Source organism: Microlunatus aurantiacus (genome assembly GCF_039536605.1).
In the GTDB taxonomy this organism is placed as follows: domain Bacteria; phylum Actinomycetota; class Actinomycetes; order Propionibacteriales; family Propionibacteriaceae; genus Microlunatus; species Microlunatus aurantiacus.
In genome coordinates this window covers 278,131-293,950 of sequence record NZ_BAAAYX010000013.1, presented here as the reverse complement: position 1 = coordinate 293,950, position 15,820 = coordinate 278,131, and the positions used below count along the sequence as shown (strand labels likewise).

The 15,820-nt window shown below is 70.2% G+C and carries 14 protein-coding genes and 1 other RNA gene; 10 read left to right on the top strand and 5 right to left on the bottom strand.

Going from position 1 to position 15,820, the window contains the following annotated elements:
* Nucleotides 1–154: 154 nt before the first annotated feature.
* From ABD714_RS15205 to ABD714_RS15195, 3 genes are all read left to right on the top strand, one after another.
* Entirely contained in the window at nucleotides 155–865 is a 711-nt protein-coding gene (locus ABD714_RS15205) for a zinc ribbon domain-containing protein (RefSeq protein WP_344813227.1), read from the top strand.
* Between the two features lie 6 nt (nucleotides 866–871).
* Nucleotides 872–2,329, top strand: a complete 1,458-nt coding sequence (locus ABD714_RS15200) for an RNB domain-containing ribonuclease (protein WP_344813226.1) — start codon at nucleotides 872–874, stop codon at nucleotides 2,327–2,329.
* 175 nt (nucleotides 2,330–2,504) lie between these two features.
* Entirely contained in the window at nucleotides 2,505–2,780 is a 276-nt protein-coding gene (locus ABD714_RS15195) for a hypothetical protein (RefSeq protein ID WP_344813225.1), read from the top strand.
* A 98-nt stretch (nucleotides 2,781–2,878) separates the two neighbouring features.
* Here the strand turns inward: ABD714_RS15195 and ABD714_RS15190 are convergent, their stop codons facing one another.
* Both ABD714_RS15190 and rnpB read right to left on the bottom strand, forming a co-directional pair.
* On the bottom strand, nucleotides 2,879–4,078 hold the full coding sequence (locus ABD714_RS15190; protein WP_344813224.1) for a glycosyl hydrolase 53 family protein: 1,200 nt from the start codon (nucleotides 4,076–4,078) through the stop codon (nucleotides 2,879–2,881).
* A 327-nt stretch (nucleotides 4,079–4,405) separates the two neighbouring features.
* An RNA gene (gene rnpB / locus ABD714_RS15185) (RNase P RNA component class A) lies at nucleotides 4,406–4,798 on the bottom strand.
* A 154-nt stretch (nucleotides 4,799–4,952) separates the two neighbouring features.
* On the opposite strand from rnpB, the gene ABD714_RS15180 reads away from it, so the two are divergent.
* On the top strand, nucleotides 4,953–5,678 hold the full coding sequence (locus tag ABD714_RS15180; RefSeq protein ID WP_344813223.1) for a TetR/AcrR family transcriptional regulator: 726 nt from the start codon (nucleotides 4,953–4,955) through the stop codon (nucleotides 5,676–5,678).
* A gap of 33 nt (nucleotides 5,679–5,711) precedes the next feature.
* Nucleotides 5,712–6,911: a mannose-6-phosphate isomerase, class I gene (gene manA, locus ABD714_RS15175; RefSeq protein ID WP_344813222.1), complete on the top strand. Its 1,200-nt coding sequence runs from the start codon at nucleotides 5,712–5,714 to the stop codon at nucleotides 6,909–6,911.
* Here manA and ABD714_RS15170 read toward each other — a convergent pair.
* Nucleotides 6,908–7,924, bottom strand: coding sequence for an acetylxylan esterase (locus tag ABD714_RS15170; RefSeq protein ID WP_344813221.1), 1,017 nt, complete (start codon nucleotides 7,922–7,924; stop codon nucleotides 6,908–6,910). The two genes, manA and ABD714_RS15170, sit on opposite strands and share 4 nt — an antisense overlap.
* Before the next feature lie 84 nt (nucleotides 7,925–8,008).
* Nucleotides 8,009–8,191 carry an SPOR domain-containing protein gene (locus ABD714_RS15165; protein WP_344813220.1) on the bottom strand — a complete coding sequence of 61 codons (183 nt, stop codon included), beginning with the start codon at nucleotides 8,189–8,191 and terminating at the stop codon, nucleotides 8,009–8,011.
* 32 nt (nucleotides 8,192–8,223) lie between these two features.
* Between ABD714_RS15165 and map the strand changes: the two genes are divergently transcribed.
* The 5 genes from map (at nucleotide 8,224) to ABD714_RS15140 (ending at nucleotide 14,767) form a co-directional block, all read left to right on the top strand.
* Entirely contained in the window at nucleotides 8,224–9,111 is an 888-nt protein-coding gene (map, locus tag ABD714_RS15160) for a type I methionyl aminopeptidase (protein WP_344813219.1), read from the top strand.
* 135 nt (nucleotides 9,112–9,246) lie between these two features.
* The gene (locus ABD714_RS15155; RefSeq protein WP_344813218.1) at nucleotides 9,247–10,098 is read left to right on the top strand and encodes a pyruvate, water dikinase regulatory protein; all 852 of its coding nucleotides are present in this window, start codon (nucleotides 9,247–9,249) and stop codon (nucleotides 10,096–10,098) included.
* 64 nt (nucleotides 10,099–10,162) lie between these two features.
* Nucleotides 10,163–12,565, top strand: coding sequence for a phosphoenolpyruvate synthase (ppsA, locus tag ABD714_RS15150; protein ID WP_344813217.1), 2,403 nt, complete (start codon nucleotides 10,163–10,165; stop codon nucleotides 12,563–12,565).
* Nucleotides 12,566–12,668: 103 nt separating this feature from the next.
* On the top strand, nucleotides 12,669–13,112 hold the full coding sequence (locus ABD714_RS15145) for a Fur family transcriptional regulator (RefSeq protein WP_344813216.1): 444 nt from the start codon (nucleotides 12,669–12,671) through the stop codon (nucleotides 13,110–13,112).
* Nucleotides 13,113–13,225: 113 nt separating this feature from the next.
* Nucleotides 13,226–14,767, top strand: a complete 1,542-nt coding sequence (locus tag ABD714_RS15140) for a catalase (RefSeq protein WP_344813215.1) — start codon at nucleotides 13,226–13,228, stop codon at nucleotides 14,765–14,767.
* 56 nt (nucleotides 14,768–14,823) lie between these two features.
* Here ABD714_RS15140 and ABD714_RS15135 read toward each other — a convergent pair whose 3' ends face one another.
* Nucleotides 14,824–15,777 carry a DUF2510 domain-containing protein gene (locus tag ABD714_RS15135; RefSeq protein WP_344813214.1) on the bottom strand — a complete coding sequence of 318 codons (954 nt, stop codon included), beginning with the start codon at nucleotides 15,775–15,777 and terminating at the stop codon, nucleotides 14,824–14,826.
* Nucleotides 15,778–15,820: the final 43 nt, after the last annotated feature.

Below are 15,820 nucleotides of genomic sequence, written 5' to 3'. Positions count from 1 at the left end.
AATCATGTCATGGCGGTGCGGTGCCTCGTTCCTCCGCGGCCCGGGGGCGGCGGACCTCGGCCCGACCGAGCCGAGCGGCGGGCGGCACTAGGGTTGGGCCCACCCCAACCAGGAGGTCGCCATCAAGGCCAGCAAGGACGCCCAGCTGCTGCTGTTGCAGGTTCAGTCCCTCGACAGCGCCGTGTTGCAGCTCGCGCACCGGCGCCGCACCCTGCCCGAGCTCGGTGAGCTGCAGCGGCTGGCGGTGGAGGTCGACGAGCTGGAGGACGCGCTGGTGGCGGCCGAGACCAACGTCAGTGACCTGGAGGCCGACCAGGAGCGCGCCGAGGCGGACCTGGAGCCGGTGCGGCAGCGACTGACCCGCAACCAGCAGCGGATCGCCGACGGGACGGTGCCCGATCCGAAGGCCCTGAACTCGATGATCGAGGAGGTCGAGCACCTCCAGCGGCGGATCGGGGTCCTGGAGGACGCCGAGCTGGAGGTGATGGAGGCGCTGGAGGGAGCCACGGCGGTCCGGGATCGCCGCCGGGCCGAGGAGTCGGCGCTGGCGGAGCGCAAGCGGGCGCTCGAGACGCGCCGTGACGAGCAGCTGGCCGTCATCGACGCCGAGATCGCCGAACGGCGACGGGAGCGGGACGCCCTGGCCCCGGACCTGCCGAAGGATCTGTCCACCCTCTACGCCAAGATCGCCGCCTCGCGGGGCGGGGTCGGTGCGGCCGAGCTGGTGCAGCGACGGTGCACCGGCTGTCGGCTGGAGGTGAACGCGGCCGAGCTGAGGGACTACGCGGCGGCCGCCGAGGACGAGGTGCTGCGCTGCGAGGAGTGCACCCGCATCCTCGTCCGTACCGACCAGTCCGGGCTCTGAGGCGCCGTGCCCACCCGGTTCATCGCCCACCCCCAGCCGGCCCCGGTCGAGCCCGGGACCGCGGCCGCCCCGACCACGCTGGCCGAGGCCGTGGCCGAGCTGCGAACCCGGCTGGAGATCCCGGCGGACTTCCCGCCCGAGGTGACTGCCGCAGCGGAGGCCGCTGCCCGTCGGCCGCGGCTGCCGGACCTCGACCGGACCGATCTCGAGCTGCTGACCATCGATCCCCCGGGGTCGAAGGACCTGGACCAGGCGCTGCACATCGCGGCCGCCGGTGCGGGCTTCGTCGTCTCGTACGCCATCGCGGACGTGGCCGCCTTCGTCGCCGCCGGGGACCCGGTCGACGCCGAGGCCCGTCGACGGGGGTTGACGCTCTACGCCCCCGACGTCCGTACGCCGCTCCATCCGCCGGCCCTCAGTGAGGGTGCTGCCAGCCTGCTGCCCGACCAGGTCCGGCCCGCGCTGCTGTGGACCCTGCAGCTGGACGAGGCCGGTGAGCTGAGTGCTGTCGACGTGTCCCGCGCGGTGGTCCGCAGCCGGGCCCAGCTGACGTACGAGCAGGCTCAGGAGGAGATCGACGGCGGCACTCCTCGGGACGTGCTGCGGCTGCTGGTCGAGGTGGGTCGCCGGCGCGAGGCGCTGGAGCGCGAGCGCGGCGGCGTCAGCCTGCAGATCCCCGCCCAGGAGATCGAGGTGGATGCCGCGGGCCGCTACACGCTGACCTACCGCGCGACCCTGGCGGTGGAGGGGTACAACGCCCAGATCTCCCTGCTCACCGGCATGGCCGCCGCGGGTCTGATGCTCGCGGGGAGGATCGGCGTCGTCCGCACGCTGCCGGCCGCCGAACCCGGGGCGTTGCGCCGGTTGCGCCGCACCGCGCAGGCGCTGCGGATCCCCTGGCCCTCGTCCCAGGACTACCCCGAGTTCGTCCGGAGCCTCGATCCGGCCGTCCCCGCCCACGCGGCCATGCTGAACGCGTGCACCGAGCTGTTCCGCGGCGCCGGCTACACCGCCTTCGACGGCGAGCTGCCGGCGAACACCCGGCACGCGGCCCTGGCCACCGACTACGCCCACGTCACCGCCCCCCTGCGGCGCCTCGTGGACCGCTTCGCCGGCGAGGTGTGTCTGGCCCTGTCCGCCGGGCAGCAGGTGCCCGAGTGGACCCGGACGGCGCTGCCCGCTCTGCCGGACCTGATGGCGGCGGCGGAGTCACGCTCGAAGAAGTACGAGCGGGCGGTGATCGACCTGGTCGAGGTGTCGCTGTTGCGTGACCGGGTCGGCGAGGAGTTCGACGGCACGGTCCTGGACGTGGAGAGTGACGGTCGACGCGGGGTGGTGATGCTGGCTGACCCCGCCGTCCAGGGGCGGGTGAAGGGAACCGATCTCCCGCTGGGAGCAGAGGTCCGCGTGCGGCTGGAGTCGGCTGACTGGGCCGCCGGTCGGGTCGAGTTCGTGCGGGTCTGACCGCCGCTCGGGTCTCTCCTCGGTCCTGTTCCGTTCGAGGCGGTAGGGCTGTCGGAATCCTTCACCCCGTGTCACAATAGGGGCGGATCCGGGTGCTGACGCCGGGTCGTGCCACCAGACTCGGGGGAGTAGCCAGCGGGAGCTCACGGGGGAGCCACCGCGGAGGAGCCCTGCGATGTCGAGACCTGAGCCGGAGGGTCGGGCCAGCCGCCCGATCTCCCCCCGTGGCCCGGTGCGCGCCTACCTGCACCGGTTCTTCACCAGCTGGGTGGCCGAGGACCCCGATCCGACCTACTCCCGCCTCGACCGCTGCGACGGCATCGGCCAGGTTCCCGATCCGGTCACCGAACCCGCCGTCGCCGTGCCCGAGTCCGTCGAGGTCGCCGAGCACGTGCCCGGCGGGGAGCGCACGCCGAGCCGGAGCGCCGTGGGGGGACGAGCCGGCCTGTGAGCCGGATTCTGTGCCCGAGCCTGGAGCCCGGGTGTCGGCGATGGGTCCACGATGGTCGACAGTGTGCAGAGGTCTCTGCGATCTAGCCCGTCGGGAAGTCACCGGTCCCTCCACCGCTTCAGTTCCGCCGACACCGGTCCGTAGTACGGCTTACGCGTGAAGTCGTTGCGCAGGATCCCGAACACCTGCTCGCCATCGGTGGACCCAGTGGGGCCCCGGTCACGCAGCTGATACAGCGTGGCGCAGAAGGGGTCGGCGGTCATGATGGCGCTGATCTGGGCCACGACCGCCTTTCCGATCTCTGCAGGCGGGCCGTATCCCGACACTTCGGGAAGCCCGAACTCGAGCACGGCGACGGGTTTGCCATAGCGGGCCCGTAGCTGTCGGATGTACTGCGGCACGCGGGAGATGACGACGGGCGACCTCTCCGGATAGGCGTGAACGCCGATCACATCGATCGAGGACCCGATGCCGTCGAAGAAGGTGACCCACTTGTCGTAGCGGGAGTCGTCGACGGGGTAGCCGAAAGGCGTGGTCGTCAAGGGGGCGGACGAGTGCTTACGCAGTCCCGTCCTTGCGGCCTCGAGTGTGAGCCGTAGGCGATTCAGATAGGTCGGCGTCGCGTTGGTGGGCGCGAAGGTGCGGTAGTCGCGCCCGTCATGCTCGTTGTAGACCTGCCACAGGTCCACATCGTCGCCGAGCCGCGAGGCAACGTGCTCGGTGTACTGGCTCAGGAAGCCCCGATGCTGATCGTCTGTCCAAGCCGCGTCGTTGTCGAAATCCGCCATGACCAGGGCGATCTGGAGGCCAGCCGCATCGGCCCACTCCGCAGCCTGGTCGTAGAAGTTCATGGCGCCGACATCTGGTTGCCACCGGCCGCCACGGACGGATCCGGCCGCACCCTTCGGGATGTCCATCCGGATCCAGGTCGCCCCGGCTTCTCTCAGCGCGGCGATGTCCTTCTCGGTGTTGGTCGGATTCCCGCGATCGGTGAACACCATGGCTCCGACACCACTCCGGGCTGGGGGAACACTCGGCCGGACGGTGACCGAGACGGTCGGCGTCGGCCGCGGGGTCGCGCTCGGGCTCCCGGAGGGCCGGGGGGTCGAGGTGGGAGCAGGGGGCCGCTCAACGGCACGGAGCCGGTCGTCGAGCTCCGCGTACAGACAACGGGTGTAGGCATCACCGGTCAGACCCGCACACAGGTTGCTCGGCGGCGGTTGGGCCACTGCCGGTCCGGCGGCGATCAGCAGACCGACGAGGAGCCCCGCCAGACCCCAGAGAGCGCGGCTGCTCATCGTCCGATCCTGCGGTCGGTGAGGGCCAGGGAGCGCCACAGCGGTATCGCGTGCGACCGGAGTCGAGAGCTGACATCAGTTGACTGTTTTGAAGACGGCGTCCAGCCCCGACCGAGGTGGCGGGCTGTGGATCGAGTGATGCGGAGAAGCACGACAACCTCCAGGGGTCTGAGTCGTCGCACCCCGAGAGTGGCCCCCGGCGAGCGTCGAGCGTCATGCCCGGCGCCGCCACCGCGAACGTTTCTTGATGACATCCTGGGACAGGAGTGACTCCCTGGCTACCACGTCGTCCACAACGTGGACAGCTTTTCTGGGTTGGGCGCTGGGGGGACGAGCCGGCCTGTAAGCCGGATTCTGTGCCCGGGCCGGAGCCCGGGTGGCGATCATCCATCTGCGACGACCGTTGCCGGTCGCCTGGTGCGATCTACCCGGAAGCTCGGGCGAGCAGCCCTCGAACGCTTCCGCGAGTGCCCGGAGGCACCCTTCTTGATCTTGCTCCGGGTGGGGTTTGCCTAGCCACCCCGGTCACCCGGGGTGCTGGTGGTCTCTTACACCGCCGTTTCACCCTTACCCCGATCTCCCTGGCGGGAGGTCGTGGCGGTCTGTTCTCTGTGGCACTGTCCCGCGGGTCGCCCCGGGTGGGTGTTACCCACCACCCTGCTCGTCGGAGTCCGGACTTTCCTCGGTGTCGTGCGACACCGCGACCGCCCGGCCGACTCGTCCACGGTCAGCCTACCGCTTCCCGAGCCGTACGAAACGCGGGCGTTGCTTCACGTCCGGACGTGCTCGTGGTCGTGGGAGCGGTCCCACGCTCGCCGGCACCGATGGCGTGCGGTCCTGCCCTCGGGTTGACAGCGGTCTACCATGACGCCTTATGACGGTCGAGGAGGAACCGAGGGCCTGGTCGGCGCCCTTGCCCTCTCCTCCGCCACCCCTGCTGCCGCCCCGGGTCGAGGACGAGCGGCCCGAGGGGGTGTACGCCCGGCGAACACGGCTGCGGAAGCAGGAGATCCTCGACTCGGCGCTCGTCGCCTTCGGGCAGAAGGGCTTCTACAAGGCCACGTTGGCCGACGTGGCCAGTGCTGCTGGGATCACCGCCGCCGGGCTGCTGCACCACTTCAAGACCAAGGAGGCGCTCCTGGTCGAGCTGCTCGAGCGGCGCGACCTCCTCGGCCTCCAGGACTCGCCCGGCGGCGAGCTGCCCCGTGGCCGCGCGATGCTGCAGCACCTGGTGGACACGATGGCGCGCAACATGACGGCGCCGGTGAGCACCCAGATGTACGCGGTGCTGTCCGTCGAGGCCGCCACCGACGCCCACCCCGCCCGGTGCTGGTTCCTCGACCGCTACCAGCGGCTGCGGACGCTGATCGCGGCGACGCTCGTCGACGGCGCCGCCGACGGCGACTTCGAGGTGGTGGCCGAACCGGTGTCCACCGCAGCCGCGATCATCGCCGTGATGGACGGACTCCAGATCCAGTGGCTGTACGAACCCGACTCCGTCGACATGGCCGAGATCACCTGCCGGGTGATCAACGCCCTGGTGCGACCCGCCGTACCGTTGGTGCCCCGGAACTCGGCAGCGGCGCCACCTCCGGCCTGAGTCGAGCCGACCCGCTCCGGAAGGACCTGACCGATGGATCCCCTCACCGGTTCCGTGCAGCACTACGCCTGGGGCTCCCGCACGGCCCTGCCCGCCTTCCTCGGGGTCGAACCCGACGGTCGTCCCCAGGCCGAGCTGTGGTTGGGGGCCCACCCGGGGGCTCCTTCCCAGGTGGCCGGCTCTCCGCTGCCCGACCGGATCGACGCCGACCCCACCGGGGTCGTGGGGGGCGCCTCGGTGGAAGCGTTCGGTCCCCGGCTGCCCTACCTGCTGAAGGTGCTGGCGGCCGGGGAACCCCTGTCGCTCCAGGCGCACCCGACCCGGGCCCAGGCCGAGGACGGCTACGCCCGTGAGCAGGCCGCCGGTGTCGACCCGGGCGCGCCGACCCGGCTCTACCGCGACGACTGGCCGAAGCCCGAGATGTTCATGGCCCTCGGAGACATCGAGGCGCTCTGCGGTTTCCGGGAGCCGGACACGACGTACGCGCTGTTCAGCCGGCTCGGTGTGACCGCGGCCTCCGAGCTGGTGGCCCCCCTTCAGGGCGGTGGCCCCGAGCAGCTGGCGGAGGTGTTCGCCCGGGTGCTCCGGCTGGCGGAGGGCGATCGGGAGGTCGTGGCCCAGGTCGTGACCGCGGCGGCCGAGCTCATCGAGGCGGGGGAGGGGAGGACCGACGACGAGCTCGCCCTCTTCGCGCGGACGGCGGTCGAGCTGGACGAGCACTACCCGGGCGACCCGGGCGTCCTGGCCGCGCTGCTGATGAACCGGATCGGCTACGGGCGGTTCCAGGCGTTGTTCCTGCCCGCCGGGAACCTGCACGCCTACCTGCACGGGATCGGCGTGGAGGTGATGGCCAACTCCGACAACGTGATGCGCGGCGGTCTGACCCCCAAGCACGTCGACGTGGGCGAGCTGCTGGCCGTCCTGGACTTCACCCCGGGAGTCCCGGACCTGGTCGAGGTGGTCGAGGAGGGTGCTGGCGTCTGGCGCTACCCGACGCCGGCGCCCGAGTTCGCTCTGTGGCGGCTCGACGCCGACGCCGAGGCGGTCACCGTTCCGGCGGCGGGGAGCGGCCGGATCGTGCTGGTCGTCGAAGGCTCGGTGGAGGTCTTCGACGGGTCCCGGGCAACGACGCTGAAGCAGGGGGAGTCGGTCTTCGGGTACCCGGGGGACGTGGTCACGGTGACCGGTGCCGGCGGCACCGGGACCGTGGTGGTGGCGGCGCCGGGGCTCTAGGACGTGGAGGCGAACCGCTCCGCGAACCAGTCCAGCTGCGCGTCGATCTGGTAGGGGCCGCCACCCTCGTGCCCGTTGTGACCGTAGACCCGGATCTCCTTGTCCAGCACGGGATCCGAGGCGTCGGCGCCGTACGCGTGGTAGGCGGCGAACACGGTCGAGGGCGGGCAGATCGGGTCCATCAGCGCCACCGAGAACAGCGTCGGGGCGGTGGCGAGACGGCCGAGGACGGCTCCGTCGATGTAGGCCAGGGTCGCGTACGCCTGCTCGGCGTGGTCCCGCCAGGCCGCCAGGTACTGGGTGATCTCGGCGTACGGCAGCCGGTCGGTCAGCTCCACCGCCCGGCGGATGTGACACAGGAAGGGCACGTCGGGGGCTGCCCCGACCAGCGGGATGTCGGACAGAGCGGCCAGCGCGGCGGCCGCGATGGTGATCCCGCCCCCCTGGCTGCCGCCGGTCACGATGATCTTCGACGCGTCGACCTCGGGCAGGGCGAGGGCGACGTCGAGCAGCCGGACCGCGTCGGCGTACACCCTTCGGTAGTAGTAGTGCCGGGGGTCACTGAGTCCGGAGGTCATGAAGCCCGGCGTGTGGTTCACCCCTGCCTCGGGGGCCCAGTCCGCGGTGCCGCTGGGGCCGCCGGCGCTCCAGCCCTGGCCGCGCGTGTCCATCACCAGGTGGGCGTAGCCGGCCTGGGCCCAGGTCGTGGTGGCGTGCGGGAAGCCTCGTCCACCGGAGTAGCCGTGGTACTGCACGACGGTGGGCAGCGGGCCCTCGACCCCGGCCGGGCGGTGCAGCCACGCCTTGACCGGCGTACCGCCGAAGCCGGCGTAGGTGAGGTCCTCGGTCTCGATCAGGGCGAGCTTGTTGTCGTACGGCGTCCGGTCGAGGGCGAGGTCATGACGACGGGTCTCGGCCAGCGTCTCGGTCCAGAACGGCACCAGGTCCGCCGGGATCGGGATCTCGGGGGAGTAGGACTCGAGCTCGGACAGCGGCAGGTCGAAGAGCGGCACCTGGAGAGGTTACCGATGTCCCGACACCGAGCGTCAGCGAGGCGGAGTCAGTCAGGCGCGCAGAGAACAGCGAGTGACGACTACTCAGTCTTCGCCCCAGTCGTCGTCGTCGTCCCACGACTTGTTGTTCTCCTCGACCTTGGCGAGGGCGCTCTCGGCCTCCTCTCTGGTGGCGTACGGTCCGAGCCGGTCCGTGGCCTTGGTTGCGTTGTCGTCCGTGATCACGGACTTCGTGGTGAGGTCGTACCAGAAGTGCTTGTCGGCCATGGGCGTGACGCTACTCCGTAGCATGCGGGACTGTGACCGGCCTCCGACCCGCCCCGCTCTCGCCCACCCGGTCGGTGCCCGGGTGGATCCCGCGACCGCACTACGTCGGACGGCCGGCGCCCGAACCGTACCGGGGTCCGCACGTGCAGACGGCCGACACCATCGACCGGATGCGGGTGGCCGGCCGGATCGCGGCGCAGGCGGCCCGGGCGGGCGCCGCCGTGGTGGCACCGGGCGTGACCACCGACGCGATCGACGCCGTGGTGCACGACTTCCTGGTCGACCAGGGGGCCTACCCGTCGACGCTGGGCTACCGCGGCTTCCCGAAGTCGTGCTGCACCTCGGTGAACGAGGTGATCTGCCACGGGATCCCGGACACCCGGCCGCTGGAGGACGGCGATCTGGTCAAGATCGACGTCACCGCGTTCGTGGACCGGGTGCACGGCGACACCTGCCTCACCGTGGGGTGCGGGGACGTCGACATCGAGTCACGGCTGCTGAGCGACCGCACCGAGGAGGCGCTGAGGCGGGCCATCGCGGCGGTCCGACCGGGGCGGCGGGTGAACGTCATCGGCCGGGTGATCGAGAGCTACGCGAAGCGGTTCGGCTACCACGTGATCCGCGACTACACCGGTCACGGCGTGCACAGCAGCTTCCACTCCGGGCTGGTCATCCCGCACTACGACAGCCCCCACCACGACACGGTCATGGAGCCGGGCATGACCTTCACCATCGAGCCGATGCTCGCCCTCGGGACCCACGAGTGGGAGCTCTGGGACGACGGCTGGACGGTGCTGACCCTGGACGGTTCTCGCTGCGCCCAGTTCGAGCACACCCTGGTCGTCACCGGCACCGGCGCCGAGGTCCTCACTCTCCCGGGAGCAGCGAGTGACGACACCACAGCAAGGTTGTGTTCTTAAGTGCTCCTGTGACCTTGGTCCGTGGGGAGGTTCACACGTCGCGGAGTCGAATTCGCAGGCCTGATACCAGTAACGTGTCTGGTCTAGTCCAGGGCTCACCTGGTCTGGTCCACGACTCACAGCCGGAGGCCGACGATGGGGATCCCGACACCCGACGGATCACCGGTCGACGCACCGGCGGTGCCGGTGTTCTTCCTCTCCGACAGCACCGGGATCAGCGCCGAGACGATGGGCAACGCCCTGCTGATCCAGTTTCCTGAGCTGCGGTTCGAGCGGCGGCTGATCCCGTTCATCACCACCGTCGAGGAGGCGCGCAAGGTCGTCGCCACCCTGGACGCGGCCATGGACGGACCGATCACCCCACTGGCCTTCTCCACCACCGCCGTCACCGAGATCCGCGACGAGCTGCACCGGTCACGCTGCCCGTTGATCGACTTCTTCGACCTGCACATGACCAAGGTCGAGGCGATCCTCGGCCACGAGGGACAGCGGGTGGCCGCCCGGCTGCACGGCCTCGGCGACGTCAAGCGCTACAACGCACGGATGGCGGCGGTCGAGTACGCGATCGAGCACGACGACGGTCAGAGCATGCGGGCGCTGGACAAGGCCGACGTGATCTTGATCGCCCCGTCCCGCTGCGGCAAGACGCCGACCACCATGTACCTCGCCCTGCAGCACGGCATCTTCGTGGCCAACTACCCCCTGGTGGACGAGGACTTCGACACCAACGAGCTGCCCAAGCCGATCCGTCACCTGCGCGACCGCTGCTTCGGCATCACCACCACGCCGGCCCGACTCAGCCAGGTACGCCACGAGCGGCGTGCGAACTCCCGCTACGCGTCGCTCGAGCAGTGCACCTTCGAGCTGCGGCGGGCCGAGACCCTCTACCGCATCCACAAGATCCCATCGATCAACTCCTCAGCCAAGTCGGTGGAGGAGATGTCGACGGTGATCCTGCAGTCCCGCAGCCCCCAGCCCGCCGCCTGAGCCACTCGCCCCCCGTACGCCCGCCCCGACCGACGACGACCGCCACCCCTCGAGAGGACCCCGGATGACCACCGCGACCCCCACCAGTGCAGGCCCCGCCACCGACAACGTCCGCTGGTTCTCCGAGCTGGGTCTGGCCGACCTCGAGCAGGTCGGCGGCAAGAACTCCTCGCTCGGGGAGATGGTCGCCAACCTCACCTCGGCCGGGGTGATGGTGCCCGACGGTTTCGCCACCACCGCCGACGCGTTCCGTCGCTTCATCTCCCAGACCGGGCTCGGCGACCTGATCAACGCCCAGCTGGCCGATCTCGACACCGATGACGTCGACGAGCTGGCCCGGGTGGGCCAGGGCATCCGTACGGCGATGATCGAGCAGCCGTTCCCGGCCGATCTCGAGGCCGACATCCGGGCGGCGTACGAGAGGCTCGCCGGGGACGACGCGGACGCGTCCTTCGCGGTGCGCTCCAGCGCGACCGCCGAGGACCTGCCGGACGCGTCCTTCGCCGGCCAGCAGGAGACGTTCCTCAACATCCGCGGCATCGACGCGGTGCTGACCGCCGTCCGCGAGGTGTTCGCCTCGCTCTACAACGACCGCGCCATCGCCTACCGGGTGCACCACTCCTTCGAGCACGAGGCCGTGGCGCTGTCGGCCGGGGTGCAGAAGATGGTCCGCTCCGACATCGGTGCCTCGGGCGTGATGTTCACCATGGACACCGAGTCCGGCTTCGACGACGCGGTCTTCATCACGTCCTCGTACGGACTGGGTGAAGCGGTCGTCCAGGGTGCTGTGAACCCCGACGAGTTCTACGTCTACAAGCCGGCCCTGCGGGCGGGTCGACCGGCGATCCTGAAGCGCGGGGTCGGCGGCAAGGCCATCAAGATGATCTACACCGCCGACGCGACGGTGGGCAGGACCACGGAGTTCGTGGACGTGGACGTGGCGCAGCGGGGGCTGCTCAGCCTGACCGACGACGAGGTGACCGAGCTGGCGCGGCAGGCGCTGGCCATCGAGGAGCACTACGGCCGTCCGATGGACATCGAGTGGGGCAAGGACGGCGGCGACGGTGGTCTCTACATCCTGCAGGCGCGGCCCGAGACCGTGCAGTCCCGGGCCGGCTCCACGGTGAAGCGCTACCGGTTGAACGAGAGGGGGCCGGTGGTGATCGAGGGCCGGGCGATCGGCCAGAAGATCGGTGCGGGTCCGGTCCGGGTGCTCAGCTCGGTGGCGCAGATGTCCAGCTTCGTGCCCGGTGAGGTGCTGGTGGCCGACATGACCGATCCCGACTGGGAACCCATCATGAAGCGGGCGTCCGCGATCGTGACCAACCGGGGCGGACGCACCTGCCACGCGGCGATCATCGCTCGCGAGCTCGGGATCCCGGCGGTGGTCGGCACCGGCAGCGCCACGCGCGAGCTGTCGGCCGGGCGTGAGGTCACGGTCTCCTGCGCCGAGGGCGACACCGGTTTCATCTACGACGGGCTGCTCGACTTCACCGTGCAGGAGACGGCGATGGAGGCCATGCCCGACATCCCGGTCAAGATCATGATGAACGTCGGCACCCCGGATCAGGCCTTCTCGTTCGCGAAGCTGCCGAACGCCGGTATCGGCCTGGCCCGGCTGGAGTTCATCATCAACCGGCAGATCGGCATCCACCCCAAGGCGCTGCTCGATCTCGACACCCTCGCCGACGAGGCGCTGAAGCAGCAGATCACCGAGGCGGTGGCGGCGTACGACAGCCCGCGGGACTTCTTCGTGACGCGGGTGGCGGAGGGGGTGTCGATGCTGGGGGCGGCGTTCGCGCCCCACCCGGTGATCGTGCGGATGAGTGACTTCAAGTCCAACGAGTACGCCAACCTGGTGGGCGGTGATCTCTACGAGCCGCACGAGGAGAACCCGATGATCGGCTACCGCGGTGCGTCGCGGTACCTGTCGGCCGACTTCGCTGACTGCTTCGCGATGGAGTGCGAGGCACTGAAGTACGTCCGGGACGAGATGGGTCTGACCAACATCAAGATCATGATCCCGTTCGTGCGGACGCTGACCGAGGCGAAGGGCGTCATCGACCTGCTGGCCCAGCACGGGCTGGTGCGGGGTGAGAACGGTCTGGAGGTGATCATGATGTGCGAGCTGCCCTCGAACGCCGTGATCGCCGACCAGTTCCTCGACCACTTCGACGGCTTCTCGATCGGCTCCAACGACATGACCCAGCTGACGCTCGGCCTCGATCGGGACTCCAGCCTGATCGCGGCCTCGTTCGACGAACGCGACCCGGCGGTCAAGTTCATGATCAGTGCTGCGATCCGGGCCTGCAAGGCCCGCGGCAAGTACGTCGGCATCTGCGGTCAGGGGCCGAGCGACCACGTCGACCTGGCCGAGTGGCTGCTGGCGGAAGGCATCGACAGCATGTCGCTGAACCCCGACACCGTGGTGGAGACCTGGACCCGGCTGGGGCAGCTGAACGCCTGAGTACCGGTCCGACCTCGCGGGTGGTGCGGCCCCGCGGGGTCGGGGTCGGGGCTGGTCATCGCTTTAGTTGAACGATTCCAGAGAACGTGGTTCTCTAGAGAACATGACCACCGCAGTGCAAGCGCTCAGCTGGGCCGAGCGCCTCCGGGCGGTCGGACTGCGGGTGACACAGTCCCGGCTCGCCGTCCTCGACGTCGTGGACGCCGACCCCCACCTGAGCGCCGAGCAGGTGGCGGAGCGGGTGCGGACCGGCATCGGAGCCGTGTCGACGCAGGCGATCTACGACGCCCTCAACACCCTCACCGAGCACCGGATCCTGCGTCGGTTCGAGCCGGCCGGGTCGGCCATGAAGTTCGAGGTGGCCACCGGCGACAACCACCACCACCTGGTCTGCCGGACCTGCGGGTCCGTGCACGACGTGCCCTGCGCCGTCGGTGCGATGCCGTGCGCGGTCCCCGAGGACACGCACGGCTTCCTGGTGGAAGAGGCCGAGGTCACCTACTGGGGGACCTGCCCGACCTGCGCCCAGGCGCGCTCCACGACCTGATCCACCCCGCCCACCGGTTGTCGGGGGCGGTACAACTGAACCTGCGCGGTGTGACGTTCAGCAGCGCGTAATCCGGCGGATCCGACTCCACGACCCCCGAGGAGCACGTCCAGATGACCGAGGTCAAGGCGACCACCCCCGACGGGAACCTCTCGCCCGTCGTCTCCACCACCGACACCGGTGCACCCGCCCCAAGCGACCAGTTCTCCCAGACGGTCGGCCCCGACGGCCCGATCCTGCTGCACGACTTCCACCAGGTGAACCAGATGGCTCACTTCAACCGCGAGCGGGTGCCGGAACGCAACGTCCACGCGAAGGGCGGGGGCGCCTTCGGGCACTTCGAGACCACGCACGACGTGAGCGCGTACACCCGGGCCGCCCTGTTCCAGCCGGGGGTCAGAACCGACATGCTGGCCCGGTTCTCGACAGTGGCCGGTGAGCAGGGCTCCGCCGACACCGTCCGCGACCCTCGTGGCTTCGCGCTGAAGTTCTACACCTCCGAGGGCAACTACGACCTGGTCGGCAACAACACCCCGGTCTTCTTCGTCCGGGACACCATGAAGTTCCCCCACTTCATCCGCTCCCAGAAGCGGCTCCCCGACTCGGGGCTCCAGGACTGGGACATGCGCTGGGACTTCTGGACCCTCCAGCCGGAGTCGGCCCACCAGGTCACCTACCTGATGGGCGACCGCGGCATCCCCAAGACCTGGCGGCACATGAACGGGTACGGCTCGCACACGTACCTGTGGGTCAACGGGGCCGGTGAGAAGCACTGGGTCAAGTACCACTTCCACAGCCACCAGGGCGCCGAGAACCTGACCAACGACGAGGCGGCGCTGACCGCAGCGACGGATCCTGACGCGCACCGCCGGGACCTGTTCACCGCGATCAAGCGGGGCGAGTTCCCCTCCTGGACGCTCCGCGTCCAGCTGATGCCGTACGAGGACGCCCGGACCTACCGGATCAACCCGTTCGACCTGACCAAGATCTGGCCGCACAGCGACTACCCGCTGATCGAGGTCGGCACGATGACCCTCGACCGCAACCCGGAGAACTTCTTCGCCCAGATCGAGCAGGCCGCCTTCGAGCCGAGCGCGGTTGTGCCGGGGATCGGGTTCAGCCCGGACAAGATGCTGCTCGGCCGCGTCTTCGCGTACTCCGACACCCATCGCTACCGGATCGGGCCGAACTACCTGCAGCTGCCCGTCAACAAGCCGCAGGTGCCGGTCAACTCGTACGAGTTCGACGGACCGATGCGCTACGACTTCACTCCGGGACAGCCGGTCTACTCGCCCAACAGCGTGGGCGGTCCGGCGGTGCACCACGACCTGTTCGCCGACACCGGCTGGGAGGCCGACGGCGGGTTCGTGCGGTCGGCATACACGCTGCGGCCGGAGGACGACGACTTCAGCCAGGCGAACGCCCTCGTCAACCAGGTGATGGACCAACCCGAGCGGGACCGGCTCGTGGAGACCGTCGCCTCGACCCTGGGCACCGTCCGGCCGGACATCCGCGAGCGGGTGTTCGGCTACTGGCGCCAGGTGGACAAGACCCTGGGCGACGCCATCGCCGAGCTGGTCGCCGGCCCCGGGGTCGAGCCGCACGGTCCGGCGCCGGCCGGCGCCGACCCGGACACCCCGGTGAACAAGAGCTGAGCCCCCGCCGACCCGCGCCGGTCGCCCGTACCGGGACCGGCGCGGATCGACCGGGCTCACTCCACCCGCAGGTTCGCGATCGTCGAGTCCAGGTTCTTGGCCAGCGCCCGGTTGCCGATGTCCACCGCCCCGATGAACATCGCCAGCGACTCCGGCGCCCCGGTGTCGACCACGGTCACCTCCACGGTGTCGCCCTTGGTCGTCAGCTCCGGGTCGTCGACCCGGATCTCGGCGCGGATCGACCAGCCGGGACGGCCGTCGACGGTGACCTCCTTGGACCACACGGCCTCGCGGCCGGTGAAGTACGGGTAGAGACCGGAGCTGATCACGCACTGCATCACCAGCTCCGCCGACCGTCGTGGCTCCTCGAAGCCGTCCAGGGTGAACAGCGCGCCCACAGCGAGGTTCGCGTACCAGCTGGGCGACTCGGCCTGCTTCCTCTGCTCGCCGACGTCGTAGGCCCAGCTGAACTCGGCGCCGCTGGAGTTCTGCCAGCCCCGCACCTCGGGGAAGGAGAGTCCCCCGCCGTGGACCCGGCCGTCGGAGGGGTGGTCCTGACGGACCGCCGGCTGGCCCTGCGGACAGGCACGGAGCTGTTCGGTGGGCGATGGCCTCGGCGTGGGCGTACGGGTCCGGCTGGGGGTCGGGGTGGGCAGTGACGCCGAGGGTGTCGGCGTGGGGGTCTCGGGATCGGTGGTGGGGCTGCTGTCGTCCCAGCCGGACACGGTCGAGGAGGGGAGCGGGCCGGGGTCCACGATGGGCCGGTTCCCGCTCAGACCGCGGACCACGAAGAACCCCACGAGGACCACCACCAGCAGGGCGGTGACCACGAGGATCAGCGGACCCAGGCGGCGCCGGCGCGACTCGCGCCCGCCGGTGCCGCTCGCGGGCGCGGCGGGGGTGGCTGACGCGGGGTCGTCGGTCGTGTCGTGCGACCAGGTCCGACCGTCCCAGTAGCGGAACCGGTTCGGGGTCCCGGCGGGGTCGGGATACCACCCGGGCTGCGACATTGCCTCAGGTTAACGGCGGCAGGTCCACCGGCCGGTGACCTCC